20 protein-coding genes are annotated in these 19527 nt (G+C 66.5%); 14 read left to right on the forward strand and 6 right to left on the reverse strand.

The annotated features are described in order from the left end of the window. Positions 1–9: 9 nt before the first annotated feature. Positions 10–780, reverse strand: a complete 771-nt coding sequence (locus FO044_RS06210; protein ID WP_132993587.1) for an HAD-IIB family hydrolase — start codon at positions 778–780, stop codon at positions 10–12. A gap of 94 nt (positions 781–874) precedes the next feature. Here FO044_RS06210 and FO044_RS06215 point away from each other — a divergent pair, with 94 nt between their 5' ends. The 7 genes from FO044_RS06215 to FO044_RS06245 all read left to right on the forward strand — a co-directional run bounded on the left by FO044_RS06215 (position 875) and on the right by FO044_RS06245 (position 10747). Then, a complete protein-coding gene (locus FO044_RS06215) occupies positions 875–2095 on the forward strand; it encodes an esterase/lipase family protein (RefSeq protein WP_132993586.1) in 1221 nt (406 codons plus the stop codon). 136 nt (positions 2096–2231) lie between these two features. Next, on the forward strand, positions 2232–2984 hold the full coding sequence (thyX, locus tag FO044_RS06220; protein ID WP_132993585.1) for an FAD-dependent thymidylate synthase: 753 nt from the start codon (positions 2232–2234) through the stop codon (positions 2982–2984). A gap of 38 nt (positions 2985–3022) precedes the next feature. After that, positions 3023–3928 carry a 4-hydroxy-tetrahydrodipicolinate synthase gene (gene dapA / locus FO044_RS06225; RefSeq protein WP_132993584.1) on the forward strand — a complete coding sequence of 302 codons (906 nt, stop codon included), beginning with the start codon at positions 3023–3025 and terminating at the stop codon, positions 3926–3928. Continuing rightward, positions 3928–5979, forward strand: a complete 2052-nt coding sequence (locus FO044_RS06230; RefSeq protein WP_132993583.1) for a ribonuclease J — start codon at positions 3928–3930, stop codon at positions 5977–5979. The genes dapA and FO044_RS06230 overlap by 1 nt, the downstream gene beginning before the upstream one ends. After that, the gene (locus FO044_RS06235; RefSeq protein ID WP_132993582.1) at positions 5979–6611 is read left to right on the forward strand and encodes a TIGR03085 family metal-binding protein; all 633 of its coding nucleotides are present in this window, start codon (positions 5979–5981) and stop codon (positions 6609–6611) included. Before FO044_RS06230 ends, FO044_RS06235 begins: the two co-directional genes overlap by 1 nt. Positions 6612–6712: 101 nt before the next feature. Then, on the forward strand, positions 6713–9547 hold the full coding sequence (locus FO044_RS06240; RefSeq protein ID WP_132993581.1) for an FtsK/SpoIIIE family DNA translocase: 2835 nt from the start codon (positions 6713–6715) through the stop codon (positions 9545–9547). Positions 9548–9742: 195 nt separating this feature from the next. Beyond that, positions 9743–10747: a TerC family protein gene (locus FO044_RS06245; protein WP_132993580.1), complete on the forward strand. Its 1005-nt coding sequence runs from the start codon at positions 9743–9745 to the stop codon at positions 10745–10747. A 13-nt stretch (positions 10748–10760) separates the two neighbouring features. Here the strand turns inward: FO044_RS06245 and FO044_RS06250 are convergent, their stop codons facing one another. Both FO044_RS06250 and FO044_RS06255 read right to left on the reverse strand, forming a co-directional pair. Next, positions 10761–11039, reverse strand: coding sequence for a YciI family protein (locus FO044_RS06250; protein ID WP_132993579.1), 279 nt, complete (start codon positions 11037–11039; stop codon positions 10761–10763). A gap of 45 nt (positions 11040–11084) precedes the next feature. Next, positions 11085–11618: an amino-acid N-acetyltransferase gene (locus tag FO044_RS06255; RefSeq protein ID WP_132993578.1), complete on the reverse strand. Its 534-nt coding sequence runs from the start codon at positions 11616–11618 to the stop codon at positions 11085–11087. A gap of 74 nt (positions 11619–11692) precedes the next feature. Between FO044_RS06255 and pgsA the strand changes: the two genes are divergently transcribed. The 7 genes from pgsA to FO044_RS06290 all read left to right on the forward strand — a co-directional run bounded on the left by pgsA (position 11693) and on the right by FO044_RS06290 (position 16941). After that, a complete protein-coding gene (gene pgsA, locus FO044_RS06260) occupies positions 11693–12340 on the forward strand; it encodes a CDP-diacylglycerol--glycerol-3-phosphate 3-phosphatidyltransferase (protein WP_235831483.1) in 648 nt (215 codons plus the stop codon). Positions 12341–12514: 174 nt separating this feature from the next. After that, complete coding sequence (locus FO044_RS06265) at positions 12515–12811, forward strand: helix-turn-helix domain-containing protein (RefSeq protein WP_132993577.1); 297 nt, start codon at positions 12515–12517, stop codon at positions 12809–12811. Between the two features lie 60 nt (positions 12812–12871). After that, positions 12872–13711, forward strand: a complete 840-nt coding sequence (gene pspA, locus FO044_RS06270) for a phage shock protein PspA (protein ID WP_132993576.1) — start codon at positions 12872–12874, stop codon at positions 13709–13711. A gap of 14 nt (positions 13712–13725) precedes the next feature. After that, positions 13726–14880 carry a glycosyltransferase gene (locus FO044_RS06275; RefSeq protein WP_165943098.1) on the forward strand — a complete coding sequence of 385 codons (1155 nt, stop codon included), beginning with the start codon at positions 13726–13728 and terminating at the stop codon, positions 14878–14880. Position 14881: 1 nt separating this feature from the next. After that, complete coding sequence (locus tag FO044_RS06280; protein ID WP_132993574.1) at positions 14882–15076, forward strand: DUF3046 domain-containing protein; 195 nt, start codon at positions 14882–14884, stop codon at positions 15074–15076. Positions 15077–15385: 309 nt separating this feature from the next. Continuing rightward, the gene (recA, locus tag FO044_RS06285) at positions 15386–16432 is read left to right on the forward strand and encodes a recombinase RecA (protein WP_132993811.1); all 1047 of its coding nucleotides are present in this window, start codon (positions 15386–15388) and stop codon (positions 16430–16432) included. Between the two features lie 5 nt (positions 16433–16437). Then, the gene (locus FO044_RS06290) at positions 16438–16941 is read left to right on the forward strand and encodes a regulatory protein RecX (protein ID WP_132993573.1); all 504 of its coding nucleotides are present in this window, start codon (positions 16438–16440) and stop codon (positions 16939–16941) included. 1 nt (position 16942) lies between these two features. On the opposite strand, the gene FO044_RS06295 is transcribed toward FO044_RS06290, so the two are convergent. The 3 genes from FO044_RS06295 to FO044_RS06305 are packed head-to-tail and all read right to left on the reverse strand — an operon-like array spanning position 16943 to position 19526. Next, positions 16943–17824, reverse strand: a complete 882-nt coding sequence (locus FO044_RS06295; RefSeq protein ID WP_143965435.1) for an amino acid ABC transporter permease — start codon at positions 17822–17824, stop codon at positions 16943–16945. Further along, positions 17821–18504, reverse strand: a complete 684-nt coding sequence (locus tag FO044_RS06300) for an amino acid ABC transporter permease (protein ID WP_132993572.1) — start codon at positions 18502–18504, stop codon at positions 17821–17823. The genes FO044_RS06295 and FO044_RS06300 overlap by 4 nt, the downstream gene beginning before the upstream one ends. Then, the gene (locus FO044_RS06305) at positions 18504–19526 is read right to left on the reverse strand and encodes a glutamate ABC transporter substrate-binding protein (RefSeq protein ID WP_132993571.1); all 1023 of its coding nucleotides are present in this window, start codon (positions 19524–19526) and stop codon (positions 18504–18506) included. The genes FO044_RS06300 and FO044_RS06305 overlap by 1 nt, the downstream gene beginning before the upstream one ends. Position 19527 lies beyond the last annotated feature (1 nt).

The raw sequence follows: 19527 nt of genomic DNA on the forward strand, positions 1-19527 counted from the left end.
GCTGAGTCGCTACCCGCGCACGATCGCGGAGAGCGTGGCGTAGGTGTTCTCCCAGCCGTGGACGTGAACCGAGTCGATGCCGAGGTCGGCCACCGGGCGATCGTTACCGCCCTCGTCGAGCCGGTCGCCGAAGAACAGGATGTCGTCGGTGGACAGCCCCAGGATCTCCATCAGGCGTCGGGCGCCGTACGCCTTGTCGATGCCCTTCGCGGTGATGTCGACCGAGGTGGAGCCGCCGCTGCGGACCTCGAGATCGGGAAGCCGGTCGGCGGCGTAAGCGCGCAGCGCCTCCTTCTTCCGCCCGTCGGGATCCCACGCGGCCTTCGCCTCCACCGGCGCCGACTGACCGAGGGCCGAGAACGTCACCTGACTGCCGCGGTCCTCGAGGATCGGCCCCCAGGTCTGCTCCTCCCACAGGCCGAGTTCGCGGGCACCGGCTTCGACGGCGCTCATCGCACGAGACTTCTGGTCGTCGGACAGGTCCTCGGCGTACACCGTCTCCCACGCGCTACCCGACCAGCGGATGTAGCGCGTGCCGTTGGTCGGCATGAGGTGGAGATTGGCCGTGTGCGGGAAGTCGCCGACGCGGTCGAGGACCTGCGACCGAAACTGGCCGTACTGGCCGCCGGAGATGATGCACACCCCGCTGATGCCGAGGAGCTCACGGAACAGCGTCACCATCTCATCGCTCATGGGCGTCTTGGACGGCGCGAGCGTGTCGTCGAGATCGAACATGACCAGCCGGTACGACTTGCCGTCGCGGATAACTCCTTCAACCATGACCGGCAGCTTACTGGGGCAGCAGGTCCGCGGACCGAGTGGTTCGATTCCGTACGCGAGTGAATATCAGTGCACACGTGTACACTGATATGTCATGAATGATCGTGATGCACGCCGGAGGGAGGTCCGGGAGCTCGTCGGTCTGCTGCTGTCGGAGACCGGTCGTGCCACCGGCGGGATCCATCACACGCATCGGGCGATCTCCGATCGGGTGTTCCGCGGGGTGGGTCTGTTCACGCGGCGCTCTAGCGCGCCGGTCAAGGTGATGCACGACGCGATCACCGACGGCGTCTACACGGCGGTGCGGGCCGGAGTCGACTCCGCGGGCGTCGTCGGCAGAAACGTCGCCGACCTTCCGCTGCAGGCGCCGGTCTCGCGGACGGTGGCCGGATCGGCGGTCATCGCCGCGGTCAACGGTCTGATCGGGGACGAGCTCGAGGGCAGGCGTTCACCGCTCACCGAGGACGCTGTCAGCATTCGCGTCGACGGACGACCGGTGGACTGCACTGCGTCCGGGGTGGCGGCGGCCTTCGGGGATGCGACGGGCGCGTTGGTCGTGTTCGCGCACGGGTTGATGGAGACCGAGCACGCGTTCCGGTACGGAGAGGGCCCGCATTACGAGCAGGTGCTCGCCGAGCGCGGCTTCACCGCCGTGCATCTCCGCTACAACACCGGCAGACGTGTGTCGGTGAACGGGCGCGACATCGCAGCCGAGCTCGACGCTCTGGTCCGGAACTGGCCGGTGCCGGTGGAACGGATCGTCCTCATCGGTCACTCGATGGGCGGACTGGTACTCCGAAGCGCGGCTCACCGAGCCGATCTCGATGGCCGGGGATGGGTCCGTGCTGTCACGACGACGGTGAGTCTCGGGACGCCGCATCTGGGCGCTCCGCTGGAGAATCTCGCTCACTACGCGAGTGCGGGCCTCTCGTTCTTCCCGGAGACCTCCGCGTTCGGCGGCCTGCTGCGGCGACGCAGTGTCGGAATCCGTGATCTGCGTGGCGGCAGTCTCGTCGACGAGGACTGGGTCGGCCGTGATCCGGACGCCCTGGGCAAGGCCGTCGCCTCCGAGGTCCCGCTGCTCCCGCAGGCGAAGCACTACTTCGTGTCGGCCACGGTCACCCGATCGCCGCGGAACCCGATCGGCCGCGTCATCGGCGACGGCCTCGTGCTCACTCCGAGTGCTCGCGGCGCTCACAAGGCGAGGCGCATCGGCTTCGATCCGGACAACGGCCTGCACCTCGCGGGAGCGAATCACTTCACCTTGCTCGGCGACCCGGCGGTCACGGAGCGGCTCGTCGAATGGGTCGGCTGAACCGACGCCAACGGAACGGCGCGACTCCGCTGCGGGACAATGGTGCGATACGGGGATGCGATACGGGGAAGTCCTACCCGGGGTTCTGCCGCCAGTGTCTCGAGCTGTCCGTCTCTCAAGTTAAGGAGTGTGCCAGGTGTCCGAACTGGTGCCGCTGAAAGTGCAACTCGTCGCATCGACGCAATTCAACGCGCCCGCCGACATCGACTGGGAGACCGATGCGGACGGTGGGGAAGCGCTCATCGAGTTCGCGGGCCGTGCCTGCTACGAGAGCTGGGACAAACCCAATCCGCGGACTGCGAGCAACTCGGGCTATCTGCGTCATGTCCTCGAGGTGGGGCACACCTCGTTGTTCGAGCACGCCACTGTCACCTTCTACATCAGCGGGATCTCCCGGTCGTGCACCCATGAGCTGATCCGGCACCGTCATTTCTCGTACTCTCAGCTCTCGCAGCGTTTCGTCCCGGAACACGATTCCAACGTCGTGCCACCGCCGGCCATCCGGGGCGATGCGGAACTCGAGGAGCTGTTCGTGAAGGCGACGGACGCCTCGCGCGCTGCGTACTCCGAACTGCTCGCCGAACTCGAATCGAAGTTCGCGGACGTGCCGAACGCCATTCTGCGACGGAAGCAGGCGCGTCAGGCCGCGCGGTCGGTCCTCCCGAACGCGACGGAGACCCGCATCGTGGTCACCGGCAACTACCGGGCGTGGCGGCACTTCATCGGAATGCGCGCGACCGAGCATGCCGACGTGGAGATCCGGCAACTCGCCGTTGAGTGTCTGCGGCACCTGGTCGACGTCGCGCCGACCGCGTTCGGAGACTTTGAAATCGGCGAGCTCGCCGACGGCACTAACGTCGCGACATCCCCGTTCGTTTTCGAGGGCTGAGCGCCGCAATCGAGCGAACACGCGGTAGCGTGAGCGGCATGGATTCGGCTGACATCGGGCGCACGCAGCACCCCTTCGGAACTGTCTCGGTCGCGATGGTGACCCCGTTCACTCCGCGCGGCGACGTCGATTACGACAAGGCCGCAGAACTCGCCGACCGGCTCGTGGCCGGAGGCTGCGACTCGCTCGTGGTGTCGGGGACGACGGGCGAATCGCCGACGACCACGGTTCCGGAGAAGAACGAACTCCTCCGCGTCGTCAAGGGCGCCGTCGGCGATCGGGCGCGCATCGTGCACGGGGCCGGAAGCTATGACACCGCGGAGTCGGTGCGCCGTGCGCGTGAGGCGGCGGACCTCGGAGCGGACGGTCTGCTGATCGTCACCCCGTACTACAGCAAGCCTCCGCAGGCCGGCGTGTACGCACATTTCCGGGCAGTGGCGGACGCGACCGATCTGCCGATCATGCTGTACGACATTCCGCCCCGTTCGGTCATCCCGATCCAGACGGAGACCATCCTCCGGCTCGCCGAGCACCCGAACATCAAAGCGGTGAAGGACGCCAAGGGCGATCTGCATGCCGCAGCCCGGATCATGGCGTCCACCGATCTCGAGTACCTGTCCGGTGAGGATGCGCTGAACCTGCCGTGGCTCTCGGTCGGTGCCTCCGGATTCGTCAGCGTGATCGGCCATCTCGTTCCGGATCGTCTGCGCGCGATGCGCGACGCGGTCGCGGCCGGCGATCTGGTGACTGCACGGCGGCTGTCGGCGTCCATGGCGCCGCTCGTCGACGCGATGGGCCGGCTCGGTGGGGTGACCATGGTCAAGGCCGCGCTCCGAATAGTCGGACTGGATGTCGGTGACCCGCGCCTGCCTCAAGTGCCGGCGGACGGACCGTCCATCGAAGCGCTGATCGTCGATCTGCGCGCAGCGGGGGTGATCGTCTGATGTCGAACCCACAGCGTTCGAACCCACAGCGTCGTCGTCGGGCATCGCGCCAGGCCGGTCCGCCGGTCGAGGGCAGGCCCCAGCAGGAATCAGGGCAGCAGAAATCTGCGCCGAACACCCCAGAGCCGAAGACCACAGGGCAGGAGAACGTGCCGCAGAACAACGAGGTTGCTCAGAACCAGGCCCACAAGAAGGGTCCGCAGCAGAATGCCTCGCAGAAGAACGGTTCGCAGAAGAACGGGGCTCAGAAGAGCGGGTCGCGAAAGAGTTCGGGACGGAACCGGTCGTCGCAGAAGAACAAGTCGAAGCAGGGCGACGGTCCGGCGATCCCGAACGCGACCGGCTCCGGAGTGACCGGCGACATGATCGACCGGCTGCCGGCACCGGGCGCGCTGCCCAAGGGCGGTCTGCGGGTCGTGGCGCTCGGCGGCATCGGCGAGATCGGCCGCAATATGACGGTGTTCGAGTACGACGGCCGACTCCTCATCGTCGACTGCGGCGTCCTGTTCCCGGAGGACGCGCAGCCGGGCGTAGACCTGATCCTTCCGGACTTCAGCTACATCGAGGACCGGGTGGACGACATCGAGGCGGTGGTCCTCACTCATGGTCACGAGGACCACATCGGTGCGGTGCCCTTCCTGCTGAAGCTACGCGCGGACATTCCGGTCGTCGGCTCACGCTTCACGCTCGCACTGGTGGCCGCGAAGTGCCGGGAGCATCGCCTGCGCCCGAAGCTCGTCCAGGTGGTCGAGGGCGACCGGCAGGACTACGGTTCGTTCGATTGCGAGTTCTTCGCGGTGAACCACTCGATCCCGGATGCGCTCGCGGTCGCGATCCGCACACCGGCAGGCGTGGTGCTGCACACGGGCGACATCAAACTCGACCAGCTTCCGCTCGACAATCGACTCACCGACCTCGCCGGTTTCTCCCGACTCGGTGACGAAGGCGTCGACCTGTTCCTCGTGGACTCGACCAACGCCGAGGTGCCGGGCTTCGTCACGCCCGAGCGGGACATCGGAGGGGTGCTCGACACGGTGATCGGCAAGGCCCGGCAGCGGGTCATCGTCGCGTCGTTCGCCAGTCACGTGCACCGCATCCAGCAGATCGTCGACGTCGCCTACAAGCACGGGCGACGGGTCACGTTCGTCGGGCGGTCGATGGTCCGCAACATGCAGATCGCGCAGGAGCTCGGGTACCTGTCGGTGCCCGAGGGCGTCGTCGTAGACATGGACACCGCAGCGACTCTGCCGGATCACCGGCTCGTGCTGATCTCGACCGGATCGCAGGGCGAGCCGCTGTCGGCGCTTTCCCGGATGGCTCGCGGCGAGCACCGTCAGATCAACATCCGGGCGAACGATCTCGTGGTTCTCGCATCGTCGCTCATCCCCGGTAACGAGAACTCGGTGTTCACCGTGGTGAACGGGTTGGCCAAGCGCGGTGCCGCCGTCGTCACTCAGGCGAGTGCGAAGGTCCACGTCTCCGGTCACGCGTCGGCGGGTGAGCTCCTGTACCTGTACAACGCGGTTCGGCCGTCCAATGCGATGCCGGTGCACGGCGAATGGCGTCACCTGCGGGCCAACGCTGCCCTCGCCGAGGCGACCGGCGTTCCGGCGGATCGCGTCGTGCTCGCCGAGGACGGTGTGATCGTCGATCTCGTCGACGGCCGCGCACAGGTCACCGGCCGTGTGCCGATCGGTCACGTCTACGTCGACGGGCTGTCGGTGGGTGACGTGGGGGAGTCGACCCTCTCGGACCGGTTGGTTCTCGGCGAAGGCGGATTCATCTCGATCTCGGTCGCGATCGACACCACGTCGGGCCGCGCGGTGAGTGAACCGACGGTTGACGGCCGCGGCTTCTCCGACGACCCGGATGCGCTGAACGAAGCCTCGGTGATCGTCGAGAAGACTCTCACCGAGCTCGCCAACGAAGGTGTCTCCGACACTCATCGGATCGCGCAGGGGATCCGTCGCGCGGTCGGACGCTGGGTCGCGGCGAAGTACCGCCGCCGACCGATGATCGTGCCCACCGTCATCCCGGTCGGGGAGGACTGATGACGCTGGCCCGCACCGAACGCGCTGCGCTCGTTCAGACGCTGCGTTCGGTCGGGCCGGATGCGCCCACCCTCTGTGCGGGGTGGAGCGCCCGCGACCTCGCCGTTCATTTGGTGCTCCGGGAAGGACGGCTCGACGCGAGCGCTGCCGGGCTGGTGCCTCCCCTGCGCGGATACTCACGATCGGTGGCGGCGTCGTACGCGAACAAGCCATGGCCGGTCCTACTTCGGACGGTGATGGACGGACCGCCGTGGTACTCGCCGTTCCGTCCTCTCGATGGGGTGCTGAACCTGGCCGAGATGTTCGTGCATCACGAGGATCTGCTGCGTGGGGGAGCGGACCCGGACGGCCCCTACCTGCCCCGCAAGCTCCCGGCCGACATGGACCGGGCACTCGAGAATTCACTCCGTATCGTCGGCAAGCTCACTCTGGCCGGCTCGCCGGCGCGGATCACTCTGGGTTCGGTCGACGGACGCGAACTGCTCGCGGCGGGCCGCGGGGCGAGCGTGACGGTCAGCGGTACGACCGGTGAGCTGCTGTTGTTCGCCTTCGGGCGATCGCCTGTCGACGTCTCGGTGACCGGCGATGCGGCCGCTGTGCAGGCGGTCATGGCTGCTGAGCGGTCGGTTTAGCGCGGGGCCCGGCCCGCGAACGTCACGAATTCGACACGACCGGAGCGGATACGGTGTTGCAGGTGTGACTGTTGTGGCGCCGGGGCACTAGGCTGGTGGCCATGGCTTCACAAGCAACCACGCGTCGACGTGCGGCTGCCGGATCGTCGCGCGACCGTTCGGCCGCAGGCTCCCGCAGTTCATCGTCCCGTGCGACCTCGAGCAAGAAGCCCGCGCAGACTCGCCGGAATCAGACGGCGGGGGCCAAGGGCAAACGCGCCCCCGCCGACAGCAGGGCGCAGGGCGGCCGTCGTGCGCCCCGGTCCGATATGCGGTCCCAGGACCTTCACCGTCCGTCGGTCATCGCAGGCGTCGGTCACGGAGTGGCTACCGGATGGACGATGCTCGCTCGGGGCGTCGGAAACCTCGCGCGGGTCGGTGCGGGACGTGAGGACGATCCGTCTGCTCGACGTGACGGGGCGGCCCTCGCGATACTGCTGCTCGCGGGACTGACCGCGGTCGGTGTGTGGTTCCACGGATTCGGTCCCGTCGGCGCCTTCGTCGATGCCCTCGTACGGGCAGGTGTCGGGTCGCTCGCCTATGTGGTCCCGGTCCTCCTCGGTGCACTTGCCATCAGCTTGATGCGCCTCGAGCCGAATCCCGAGCGACGTGTCCGCAACATCGGGGGAACCGCGCTCCTCGCGATCGGCGTACTCGGCATCGCGCACCTGGTACAGGGAGCGCCTACGGATTACTCGGGTCGTTCGGATGCGGCCGGCTTCCTCGGTTACGCGGTCGGCACTCCGGTCACCGACGCCCTCACCGTGTGGCTCTCGGTTCCGCTCTACGTTCTGTGCGCGGCGTTCGGTGCACTCGCCCTCAGCGGGCGCACACTCGGTGAGGTGGTGTACGGCACCGCGGACTACTTCGGACTCGGACGCTACGACTACGACGAGTACGACGACGAGTACGACGAATACGACGACGAGGCGTACGACGAGGATTACGACGACTACGACTACGACGACGGCGACCCCGCCGATGATGTGGAAACCGCCGACGACGCGGCCGATGACGGCTTCGGCGACCCCTACGACAACTATCCGCCGGACGAGCGCCGCGGCCGCCCGCAGCAGCGCCGTCGAAGCAGCGTGCGGGAGCACGGCCGGGCGTCGCGAACCTCGCCGTCGGTCGTGGAACCGGACGCGATTCCGGTAGCGGCGCGAGCAGGTGGCCGGCGTACCGCGGGCCAAGACCGCGACGCGCACATGCCCGACCTGATGACCGAGCCGATCGTTCCCGATACCCAGGTGACCGAGCCCATCGGCCCGCTCGCCGACGAGGTGCCTGCCGACCAGGCTCCGCGTCGCCGAACCCGGCGACCGGCAGCGGTATCACCGGCACCCGCCGCACCGAAGCCGGCTCCAGCGGGTAGAGCGCTGGTCGATCGCGATCAAGACGGTGACTACCGGCTTCCGCCCGCGGATCTCCTGCTGGCCGGTGACCCGCCGAAGCAGGGCAGCGCAGCCAATGACGACATGATCGACCGGATCAACTCGGTGCTCGAGCAGTTCAAGATCGATGCGGCGGTCACCGGTTACACACGCGGTCCCACGGTGACCCGTTACGAGGTGGAACTCGGACCTGCGGTCAAGGTCGAGAAGATCACCCAGTTGCAGCGCAACATCGCGTACGCGGTGGCTACGGACAACGTTCGGCTGCTGGCGCCGATCCCCGGGAAGTCGGCGGTCGGCATCGAGGTGCCCAACTCCGACCGCGAGATGGTGCGACTCGCTGACGTGCTCAACTCCCCGGAGTCGCGCCGCGACGACCACCCGCTGGTCATCGGGCTCGGCAAGGACATCGAAGGCGACTTCGTGTCGGCGAACCTCTCGAAGATGCCGCACCTTCTGGTGGCGGGCTCCACCGGGTCCGGTAAGTCGAGCTTCGTGAACTCGATGCTCGTCTCGCTGCTCGCCCGAGCCACCCCCGAGGACGTGCGGATGATCCTGATCGACCCGAAGATGGTCGAACTCACGCCGTACGAAGGCGTTCCGCATCTGATCACACCGATCATCACCGAACCGAAGAAGGCGGCCGCGGCGCTGTCCTGGCTGGTGGATGAGATGGAGCAGCGTTACCAGGACATGAAGGCGTCGCGTGTGCGGCACATCAACGACTTCAACGCGAAGGTCCGGTCTGGGGAGATCACCACCCCGCTCGGCTCCGAGCGGGTGTACCGCCCGTATCCGTACATCGTCGCCATCGTGGACGAGCTGGCCGACCTGATGATGACCGCGCCCCGCGATGTGGAGGACGCGATCGTCCGCATCACCCAGAAGGCGCGCGCCGCGGGCATCCACCTGGTGCTGGCCACGCAGCGGCCATCGGTGGACGTGGTGACCGGTCTGATCAAGACCAACGTTCCGTCGCGCCTGGCCTTCGCGACGAGCTCGCTCACAGACTCGCGTGTCATCCTCGACCAGCCGGGAGCGGAGAAGCTCATCGGCATGGGCGACGGCCTCTTCATGCCGATGGGCGCCAACAAACCGATCCGCATGCAGGGCGCCTTCATCACCGACGAGGAGATCTCGGCGGTCGTCGAGTTCACGCGGGAGCAATCCGAGCCCGAGTACACCGAGGGCGTCACGAGTTCGAAGGCGTCGGACAAGAAGGAGATCGACGGCGACATCGGAAACGATCTCGACGATCTGCTTCAAGCCATCGAACTCGTGGTGTCCAGTCAGTTCGGATCGACGTCGATGCTGCAGCGCAAACTGCGTGTCGGGTTCGCGAAGGCCGGGCGTCTCATGGACCTGATGGAGACACGCGGCGTAGTCGGGCCGAGCGAGGGATCGAAGGCTCGCGACGTGCTGGTGAAGCCCGAGGACCTGGCGGGCGTCATCACCTCCATCACCGGTGGAGGTGGAGACGCGGACGACGCTCCGTTAGACTGACGGCGACCAGGAGGGGAGTATCCCCCGAACCGTGACGGTTCCGTCAATACGGACGATGTCCGAACATCCGCCGACCGGATGCCGGCTCGCTCCCGGGGCCGTCGCCGCCGAACACCGTGCGCATGTCGACGCACCGGCGGTGGGAGAGACCTCCGGCATCGCTGACACCGTTCTGCACGCTGGAGGATCACTTTCATGAATGTCTCGTTGACCACCTGGATCGTCACCGTGGTGGTGATCCTCGCGTTGTTCGTCTTCGACTTCTTCGCGCACGTCCGGACGCCGCACGAGCCGACCATCCGGGAATCGGGCTTCTGGTCGTCGGTGTACATCGCCATCGCCCTGGCGTTCGGCGGTTACGTCTGGTGGCAGTGGGGCGGTGTGTTCGGCGGCGAGTACTACGCCGGTTACGTGACCGAGAAGGCGCTGTCGGTTGACAACCTCTTCGTCTTCGTCGTCATCATGACGAAGTTCGCGGTCCCGCGCATCTACCAGCAGAAGGTCCTGCTGCTCGGCATCGTCATGGCGCTCGTGATGCGCGCGGGATTCATCGCGGTCGGTGCGGCCGCGATCGACGCCTACAGCTGGGTGTTCTACATCTTCGGCCTGTTCCTGCTGTTCACCGCGATCAAGTTGCTCCGCGAGAGCGACGACCACGCGACTCACGAGCGGGAGCAGCAGGGCCGCGTGGAGCGGATCATCAAGAAGATCTTCCGGGCCTCCGACAACTACGACGGCGACCGCCTGTTCACCAAGGAGAACGGCAAGCGCTTGATCACCCCGTTGATGGTGGTCCTGGTCGTCATCGGCTTCACCGATGTGCTGTTCGCGCTGGACTCGATTCCCGCGATCTACGGACTGACGCAGGAGCCGTACCTGGTGTTCACGGCGAATGCCTTCGCACTGATGGGCCTGCGCCAGCTGTACTTCCTGCTCGGTGGACTGCTCGACAAGTTGATCTACCTCTCGTACGGTCTGTCGATCATCCTGGCCTTCATCGGCGTCAAGCTGGTGCTGCACGCACTGCACGAGAACACGCTGGGCTTCATCAACGGCGGCGAGTCGGTTCCGGTGCCCGAGGTATCCACGGGGCTGTCGTTGGTGGTGATCGCCGGCACCTTGGTCGTCGTGACCGTCGCCAGTCTGCTGGTCACCCGTTCACGGACCCAGAAGAAGTTGAAGTCAGCCGGCCGGGACTAGACCGTCGAGCCCCTCAGAAGGGGCCGAAGACCTGCTTCCATTCGACGACTCGAACGCCTGCGATGGCCTCCTCGCGAGCGAACGGGTCACGTGCGAGGAGCGCCCGCGCCGCGGGTTCGTTCTCGGCGGACACCAGTAGGGTCGCGCCGCTGCCGTCGAGGAAGGGGCCCACCATGAGCAGGTCGCCCGCGTCGTGCAGCGCTCCGAGGAATTCGCGGTGCTCGGGGCGGAAGTCGTCGCGCAGCGCCGTGGCATCCGGTGCGTAGGTGTACTCGACGTGGAAGATCGGCATGGGGTGCTCCCGGAGGAATCGGTGACGGATGGGGAGTGGGCCTGGTCAGAGTTGCGCGAGCATACGTGTGTTTCCGAGCGTGTTCGGCTTCACGAAACTCAGGTCGAGGAACTCGGCGACGCCGGTATCGTACGACCGCGTCATCTCGTCGTACACCTCACGGGTCACGGGTGTCCCGTCGATCTCGGCGAAACCGTGCCTGGCGAAGAACGAGATCTCGAAAGTGAGAACGAAGACGCGCTGCAACCCCAGTTCGCGGGCGACGTCGAGCAGGCGGCCGACCACGAGGTGGCCGATGCCACGGCCGGAGTGCTCCTTCGCGACGGCGACGGTGCGGACCTCACCCAGGTCGGCCCACAGAACGTGCAGGGCACCGCAGCCGACGACCTGGCCGTCGAGTTCGGCGACCCAGAACTCCGGTACCGCCTCGTACAGGGTGACGAGGTTCTTCGCGAGCAGGATCTTGCCCGCGTACACGTCGATCAGCTCCTTGATCCGTGGCACGTCAGCCGTCCGTGCACGTCGGACCACGATCTCCGGCGGTGCGGCGGGGTCTGCTCGAGCATCGGTGGAGGGCATGAAACCAACGATAGTCGCAGGTCTGCGTGCGCCCTGCAGAGGTCGGCAGAACTCATGACGTTAGGCTTACATCCGTGACTGAACCCGCGCGCCGCGCCATCGGCGACCATTCGGCGGCAGTGCCGCCGGTGGTCAACGTGGCGAACGCCTTGACGATGTTCCGGATCCTGCTGGTTCCGGTGTTCGTGGTCGCGCTGTTCGTCGATGACGGCGAGTCCACGCTGTGGCGGGTGGTCGCATTCGGAATCTTCGTGGTCGCAGCGGTCACGGACCAGATCGACGGACGCATCGCGCGCGAGCGGAATCTGGTCACGGACTTCGGGAAGATGGCCGATCCGATCGCCGACAAGGCGCTGATCGGTGCGGCCCTGCTCGGCCTGTCGGTGCTCGATCTGCTGCCGTGGTGGGTCACCGCGGTGATTCTCGTACGGGAGATCGGAGTGACGATCCTCCGCTTCTGGGTCATTCGGCACGGGGTGATCCCCGCGAGCCGCGGCGGTAAGCTCAAGACGTTGCTGCAGTCGGTGGCGATAGGGTTGTTCGTGCTGCCGTTCACGGGAGCGCTGCTGGTGGTCGCATGGGTGTTCATGGCGGCTGCTGTCGTCGCGACGGTGGTCACCGGAGCGGACTACGTGTGGCAGGCGATCCGCCTGCGACGCGAGGGTCGCGCCGCGCAGGCGGCGGCTCGGGACGCGATGGCCCGTGCAGACGAGGCGCAGTGACCGGGCCTGCGGCGATCGGGGCGAAATTCCGATAGTGTCGTCGGCACAGACAATTCGGTGAGCACCGGGAATCGGTGAGCACGGATATCGGTGAAGACAGAGAATTCGGCACACAGCATGAATTCAGTACAGACAGTGAACAGGCACCGCGACCCGACTGCGGGAGGATTGGACGTGACATTGCTGTTGCGCGAGGCGATCGGCGACCAGCTGCGGCGGGTTCGCACGGACCAGGGCCGCACGCTGCGCGAGGTGTCGACGCATGCGCGCGTCAGCCTCGGATACCTCTCCGAGGTGGAGCGCGGTCAGAAAGAGGCGTCCAGCGAGTTGCTCGCCTCCATCTGCGTTGCGCTCGACGTCGAGATCAGCGATGTACTCCTCAATGTTGCGGGCGCGATGTCCCCGGTGGATGCGGTCGTCGAAGTGATCGCAACCCAGGGCGAGGTTCCCGCAGAACTGGCAGCTGCCTGAGGTGGTTGCCGCGCCCGAGTCGGAACGTTCAAGAGTGTCGAGAAGGTTGAGGAAGCAGGTATGGCGAATCCTTTCGTGAAGGCTTGGCGCTACATGATGGCCCTGGGTAATCAGAAGATCGACGAGAACGCCGATCCCAAGGTGCAGATCCAGCAGGCGATCGAGGATGCTCAGCGTCAGCATCAGGCCTTGTCGCAGCAGGCTGCCGCAGTCATCGGAAACCAGCGCCAGCTGGAGATGCGGCTCAATCGCCAGCTCGAGGAGATCGAGAAGCTGCAGGGAAACACCCGGCAGGCTCTCCAACTCGCCGATCAGGCCTCCGCAGCCGGCGACGCGGCGAAGACCACCGAGTACACCAACGCAGCTGAGGCGTTCGCCGCCCAGTTGGTGACGGCCGAGCAGAACGTCGAGGACCTCAAGGTTCTGCATGACCAGTCGCTCACCGCCGCAGCGCAGGCCAAGCAGGCCGTCGAACGCAACGCGATGACCCTCCAGCAGAAGCTGGCCGAGCGGTCCAAGCTGCTGAGCCAGCTCGAGCAGGCGAAGATGCAGGAGCAGGTCAGCAATTCGCTCAACAGCATGAGCGAGTTGTCGGCTCCTGGAAACACACCCAATCTCGACCAGGTGCGCGACAAGATCGAGCGCCGGTACGCCAACGCGCTGGGTTCGGCCGAACTGGCCAAGGGATCCGTCCAGGGGCGGATGGCCGAGGTCGAGGCCGCCGGCGTGCAGATGGCGGGTCACAGTCGGCTGGAGCAGATTCGCGCCAGCATGAACGGTGGATCGCTGACCGCGGGGCAGCAGCAGCCGGCCGCGGGACAGGTCGGCCAGGGTCAGGCGGCACCGGGTCAGGCAGCACCGGGCCAGGCAGCGCCGACTGCGAAGCCGGAGCAGAACTGACCAAGATCGCGGTGGTGGCCGGCTCGGATGCCGGTCACGCTTTTCCTGCGCTCGCGCTGGGCAAGTTGTTCGCCCGAGCGGGCGACGAGGTCCTCGTCTACACGGGCAGCGACTGGATCGGCGAAGGCCCCCGGTGCGGGGTTCGGGTGCTCCCGCTCCCGGGCCTGGCTGCGCTGCCGGGCGAGGACGACGATGACGCCGGAGCCAAGCTGAACGCTCGGGCGGCGCGGATGGCGGTGATGCTCGCGCCGGCCCTCGCCACGGAGGGCGTCGAACTGGTCTTCAGTGATGTGATCACGCGGGCAGGAGGCTGGGCGGCAGAGCTCGCAGGCGTTCCGTGGATCGAGGTGTCGCCGCACCCGCTGTACGAGCAGTCGGCCGGTCTTCCGCCGATCGGTTCGGGACTCGCTGTGGGAACGGGTGTCCGGGGCCGTCTGCGCGACGCCGGGTTGCGGATTCTCTGCGCGAAGTCGGCGTCGGATGGGGTCCGTGCCACCGCTCGTGCGCGTGGCGGTCTGCGCCTGCCTCCGGTACCGGCGCCCGCCGCCCGGTTCGTCGCCACCCTGCCCGGCCTGGAAGTGCACCGGCCGGACTGGCCGCCCCGCACTCACCTGATCGGCCCGTTGCTGCACGAGCCGACCGACGCGGTCTTCGACCGCCCGCCGGGCGACGGTCCGCTGGTCGTCGTGGCGCCGTCAACCGCGCGGATCGGTGAGGCGGAACTGGGCGCGGTCGCGCTGGAGGCACTGAACGATCTGGACGGACGGCGAGGGTTGCGCACGGTCTACTCCGCGCTCTCGGCGCTGGCCGACGGCGTCACCACGCCGGGCCGGTTCGTGGCCGGCACCGCCCGTCAGGACGAGGTGCTGGCCGATGCCGCCGTCGCGGTGTGCGGGGCCGGGCACGGGATGCTCGTCAAGGCTCTCGGGGCCGGAGTGCCCGTGGTGACCGTTCCGGGTGGCGGTGATCAATGGGAACTGGCCAAGCGGGTGAAGAGGTCCGGGTGCGGGCTGATCGTCCGGCCCGCGGAGCCGAAGGCCCTCGCTGCGGCGATCGAGCGGATACTCGACGATCCGTCTTTCGCCGCGAATGCGCAGGCGGTGGCCGCAACTGCGTCGTCCACGGTGGACCCGGTGCGAGTGGCCCGTCGTGTGCTGGAGGATGAGTGACATGCGCTTGACCGAGTTTCACGAACTGATCGAGCTGGAGTTCGGTCGGCTGCGTGCCGAGGCGATGCTCGTCGACCACGTGCTGATCGAACTGGATGGACGCACGGGCGCACAGGCCGTGGCGGACGGGGTGGATCCGAAGTTCGTGTGGCGCGCCCTGTGCAGGGAGTTCGACGTCCCGCACGAACGCCGGTGACACGGACCCGGCGTGTCGCTTGCCTTCGAACATCTGTTCGTTAGACTGAATTGGAACCGATAAGCCGTTCCGTGCGTCCGACCTTGTATGACAACCACGAGCACCGCAACCACGACTCACCCCGGCACGAACAGCAGAAGCAAGCGGAAGACGGCAGCTGATCGGAGCGGCGCGACGAAATTGTCGGAGTCCGGTTCTACGGTGAGCACAGAACCGCTCGACGTTGGAGCGGGCGAACCCAAGACCACACCGATGATTCCGCCCGCGGACACCACCACGGACCAGATAGACCAGAACGAGGAGACCACGATGGCACCCGTCACCGATCGACAGAAGGCACTCGATCTCGCACTCGCGCAGATCGACAAGAACTTCGGCAAGGGCTCGGTCATGCGACTGGGCGAGGACACCAGGCCTCCGATGGAGGTCATCCCCACCGGCTCGGTGGCACTCGACATCGCGCTGGGCATCGGCGGGTTGCCTCGCGGCCGTGTGGTCGAGGTGTACGGACCTGAGTCGTCGGGTAAGACGACGGTGGCCCTGCACGCCGTGGCGAACGCTCAGGCACAGGGTGGTATCGCGGCGTTCATCGACGCCGAGCACGCACTGGATCCCGACTACGCGGCGAAGCTCGGCGTCGACGTCGATGCGCTTCTGGTGTCGCAGCCCGACACCGGTGAGCAGGCGCTGGAGATCGCCGACATGCTCATCCGTTCGGGTGCCCTCGACATCCTGGTCGTCGACTCGGTCGCCGCACTCGTGCCGAAGGCCGAGATCGAAGGCGAGATGGGCGACAGTCACGTCGGTCTTCAGGCTCGGCTCATGAGCCAGGCGCTGCGCAAGATGACATCGGGTCTGAACAACTCCAACACCACGGCCGTGTTCATCAACCAGCTACGCGAGAAGATCGGCGTCATGTTCGGATCGCCGGAGACGACGACCGGCGGTAAGGCGCTCAAGTTCTACTCGTCGGTGCGGTTGGATGTGCGCCGCATCGAGACTCTGAAGGACGGCACCGATGCGGTCGGCAACCGCACTCGCGTCAAGGTCGTCAAGAACAAGGTCGCGCCGCCGTTCAAGCAGGCCGAGTTCGATATTCTGTACGGCCACGGCATCAGCCGCGAGGGGTCGCTGATCGACCTCGGTGTTGCCGAGGGCTTCGTCCGGAAGTCGGGGTCGTGGTTCACGTACGAGGGCGACCAATTGGGCCAGGGCAAGGAGAACGCCCGCAAGTTCCTGATCGAGAACCCGGACATCGCGAACGAGATCGAGCGCAAGATCAAGGAGAAGCTCGGCATCGGTCGTCCTGCAGAGGCCGACGCGGACGTCGCCGCTCCGGAACCCGTCGACTTCTGATCTCGATGGTGGACAGAGAATCCACCGGCTCGGGCCCGTCCGCCTGGGACGCCGCACTGCGGCTCCTGGGAGTGCGGGCCCGTAGTCGTCAGGAGATGAACGACCGCCTCTGCTCACGTGGCTTCGAGCCGGAAGAGGTGGAGTCGGTGATGGCGCGCCTCGACGAGTCGAAGCTCCTCGACGACGAGGAGTTCGCACACGAATGGGTACGAGCCCGGCATGCCGGCTCCGCACGCGGCCGGCTCGCACTCAAGCGAGAACTGCGTACCAAGGGGATCGCGGACGACATCGCGGCTCGGGCGTTGGAGACCATCGATCCCGACGCCGAGCGGGAGATCGCGCGGGCACTCGCCGAGAAGAAGCTGACCTTCACCGCGGCCGATCTCGAGGACGCCTCGGTACGCACGAAGGCCTACCGGCGGTTGTCGGGCGCGCTGGGCAGACGAGGCTACCCGCCGGATGTGGTCACCTCGATCGTCAAAGAGGTGATCGCGTCCCGGCGGGAGTAGCTCAGCGGGCCCCCGCTCCGATCTCGGCGGGCGGATCGGCCGGGGCCTGAGTTCCCGGGGCCTTGCGCTTGCCCTGCCGGAAGCGACGCTCCAGGCGGTGCGCCAACGACGTGAGCGCGAAGTTGAGGACGATCATGATGATCGCGATCACCACCAGGGACGGCAGGTAGTTGCCGAAGTACGACGCCGACTTGATGCCGGAACGGACCACCTCGATGTAACCGATCGCATAGCCGAGCGCGCTGTCCTTCAGTGCGATCACCATCTGCGAGACCAGAGCCGGGAGCATCGCGGTGACCGCCTGGGGTAGCAGGATCAGCCGCATCATCTGCGACTTGCGCATGCCGATCGATTTCGCTGCCTCGCTCTGCCCGTTGGGCAGGGACAGGATCCCTGCGCGCAGGATCTCCGCGATCACCGAGCCGTTGTAGAGAGTGAGACCGAAAACGACCGCGGTGAACGCCAACTGCGACGATGGAACGATCGCGTAAGCGGCGAAGAAGTAGTACGCGAAGTAGATGAGGATCAGCACCGGGATGGCGCGGAAGACCTCGACGAAGAATCCGGACAGAGCCCGCATCCACCGGTGCTGCGACAGCCTCCCGACGCCGAGAACCGCACCGAGGACCAACGCCAGCACGATCGACAGTGCAGCAGCTTTCAGCGTGCCCAGAAGGCCGGGGAGGATCCATGTGGTCCACGTGCCGCCCTCGGTGAACGGGCTCCACTTCTCGCCGGTCAGCTGCCCGTTGGTGTGCAGGGTCATGATCACGTAGACCAGGAGCGCGACGATGACGACGACGAAGACCCCGGCCGTGATCCGGTTGATGGCTCGGGCACGGGGGCCAGGTGCGTCGTACAGAACGGTGGACTGCTGGGTCATCGCTTGATCGCCCATCGCTTGGCCGCCCAGCCGAAGACTGCTCCTTCGGTGAGCGTGATGATCATGAAGCCGACGGCGATTATCGCGAAGATCGCGAGGATCTGGTCAGCATTGTTCTCGAGCTCGGTCTTCATCAGCAGGGACGCTTCCGCTACGCCGATGACCGAGGCGATCGTGGTGTTCTTGGTGAGGGCGATCAGAACCGACCCCATCGGTGCGATCACCGAGCGCATGGCCTGCGGCAGCACCACGAGTCCCAGGACCTGCGGGAACGACATCCCGATCGATCGTGCCGCCTCGGCCTGACCGAGCGGGACGGTGTTTATGCCCGACCGGAGAGTCTCTGCGACGAACGTCGCCGTGTACAGGATGAAGCCGAGGACCGCGAGCCGGAAGTTGTTGCTCTCGATGAACGTGTCGTTCTCCGGGGCGAGGGCGAGACCGAGGTTCTGGTACAGCCCGATCGAGCAGAACAGGATGATCAGGGTCAGGGGAGTGTTGCGAACGATGTTGACGTAGACGGTCGCGAAACCCCGCATCACCGGCACCGGCGACACCTTCATCGCCGCCAGAACGGTCCCCCAGATCAGTGCTCCGACCGCCGAGATGACGGTGAGCTTGATGGTGATCCAGAAAGCAGGCCACAACGCAGGCCCCATGCTCTCCCAGAGAGTGGACATCAGGCATCCCCTTCGCACGTCGCCGCCGGAGCGGTCAGGAAGTCGACGTCGCCGACCGTCGGCACGAGGGAGTAGTGCGATCCCGGCTCGGCTGCGCGCTGGAAGAACCGGTCGACGTCCTTGTCCCCGAGGTACTCGCGGAGGGTGCTCTCCCACGGGGACCGGGCACCGTTCGGGGCGACGAGCATCGCTTCGAGCGCCTTGTTCACGGCGGCCTGAGCGTCCGGGTACTCCTTGGGCATGCCGATGCCGTAACGCTCGGTGGAGAACGGGGCGCCGGCCTTCTTCTGCTTACCGGACACGCACGCGTCCTTGAGGTACGTCATCGACACCAGCTTGAACTCGTCCGGATACCAGTTGGAGTAGCCGGCCAGGATCGTCTCGTCGGTGGACAGCGCATCGACCTTTCCGCGACGGAGGGCCTCGACGCACGACGAGTAGGAGTCGTACTCCTGTAACTGGACGCCGGACAGCTGAGATTTCACGTTCTGCGCGGACGTCGAGCCGGTCACCGAGCACAGCTTCTTGCCGTTGTTGAGGTCGGGGAGGGAAGTCAGCGAGTCGTCGTCGGCACGGACCAGCAGTCCCTGATAGGTCACCAGGTACGGTCCGGCGAAATCGACCTTCTCGGCCCTGGACTCGTTGATCGAGTAGGTGGCGGCGATCATGTCGACCTCGCCGTTGTTGATGAGGGTCTCGCGTTGTGCGGAGGGAGTCTCCCGCCAGCTGATCTCCGGATGCGGCACGCCCATGTCGTCGGCGATGCGGTTGACCACGAACGTCGACACGGACGGGTCGAACCCGACCACCGATCCGTCGGGCTTCTGCAGGCCGAGACCGGGCTGATCGAACTTGGTGCCGAGGATCACCTTGCCCGAACGGATCGAGTTGAGCAGATTGCGCGGGTCCGAACTGCCGCACGCGGTCAGCGCGGTGGCCAGGAGCGCGCCGATCAGCGTGAGGAGCGTGAGAGTGCGCGGAAGGCGGCGAATTCCGTGCGGGCGGTTGTGCGTGCCGTCCATG

Origin of the sequence: Gordonia zhaorongruii (assembly GCF_007559005.1) — a bacterium.
In the GTDB taxonomy this organism is placed as follows: domain Bacteria; phylum Actinomycetota; class Actinomycetes; order Mycobacteriales; family Mycobacteriaceae; genus Gordonia; species Gordonia zhaorongruii.

What these genes read in the sequence shown, in the direction of transcription:
- FO044_RS06280 (WP_132993574.1), top strand. Translation starts at nt 14,882, where the DNA reads ATGCGCTTGACCGAGTTTCACGAACTGATCGAGCTGGAGTTCGGTCGG.
- FO044_RS06250 (WP_132993579.1), bottom strand. Translation starts at nt 11,039, where the DNA reads ATGCCGATCTTCCACGTCGAGTACACCTACGCACCGGATGCCACGGCG.
- FO044_RS06240 (WP_132993581.1), top strand. Translation starts at nt 6,713, where the DNA reads ATGGCTTCACAAGCAACCACGCGTCGACGTGCGGCTGCCGGATCGTCG.
- dapA (WP_132993584.1), top strand. Translation starts at nt 3,023, where the DNA reads ATGGATTCGGCTGACATCGGGCGCACGCAGCACCCCTTCGGAACTGTC.
- recA (WP_132993811.1), top strand. Translation starts at nt 15,386, where the DNA reads ATGGCACCCGTCACCGATCGACAGAAGGCACTCGATCTCGCACTCGCG.
- FO044_RS06235 (WP_132993582.1), top strand. Translation starts at nt 5,979, where the DNA reads ATGACGCTGGCCCGCACCGAACGCGCTGCGCTCGTTCAGACGCTGCGT.
- FO044_RS06255 (WP_132993578.1), bottom strand. Translation starts at nt 11,618, where the DNA reads ATGCCCTCCACCGATGCTCGAGCAGACCCCGCCGCACCGCCGGAGATC.
- FO044_RS06245 (WP_132993580.1), top strand. Translation starts at nt 9,743, where the DNA reads ATGAATGTCTCGTTGACCACCTGGATCGTCACCGTGGTGGTGATCCTC.
- FO044_RS06215 (WP_132993586.1), top strand. Translation starts at nt 875, where the DNA reads ATGAATGATCGTGATGCACGCCGGAGGGAGGTCCGGGAGCTCGTCGGT.
- FO044_RS06290 (WP_132993573.1), top strand. Translation starts at nt 16,438, where the DNA reads ATGGTGGACAGAGAATCCACCGGCTCGGGCCCGTCCGCCTGGGACGCC.
- FO044_RS06305 (WP_132993571.1), bottom strand. Translation starts at nt 19,526, where the DNA reads ATGGACGGCACGCACAACCGCCCGCACGGAATTCGCCGCCTTCCGCGC.
- FO044_RS06300 (WP_132993572.1), bottom strand. Translation starts at nt 18,504, where the DNA reads ATGTCCACTCTCTGGGAGAGCATGGGGCCTGCGTTGTGGCCTGCTTTC.
- FO044_RS06230 (WP_132993583.1), top strand. Translation starts at nt 3,928, where the DNA reads ATGTCGAACCCACAGCGTTCGAACCCACAGCGTCGTCGTCGGGCATCG.
- pspA (WP_132993576.1), top strand. Translation starts at nt 12,872, where the DNA reads ATGGCGAATCCTTTCGTGAAGGCTTGGCGCTACATGATGGCCCTGGGT.
- FO044_RS06210 (WP_132993587.1), bottom strand. Translation starts at nt 780, where the DNA reads ATGGTTGAAGGAGTTATCCGCGACGGCAAGTCGTACCGGCTGGTCATG.
- FO044_RS06295 (WP_143965435.1), bottom strand. Translation starts at nt 17,824, where the DNA reads ATGACCCAGCAGTCCACCGTTCTGTACGACGCACCTGGCCCCCGTGCC.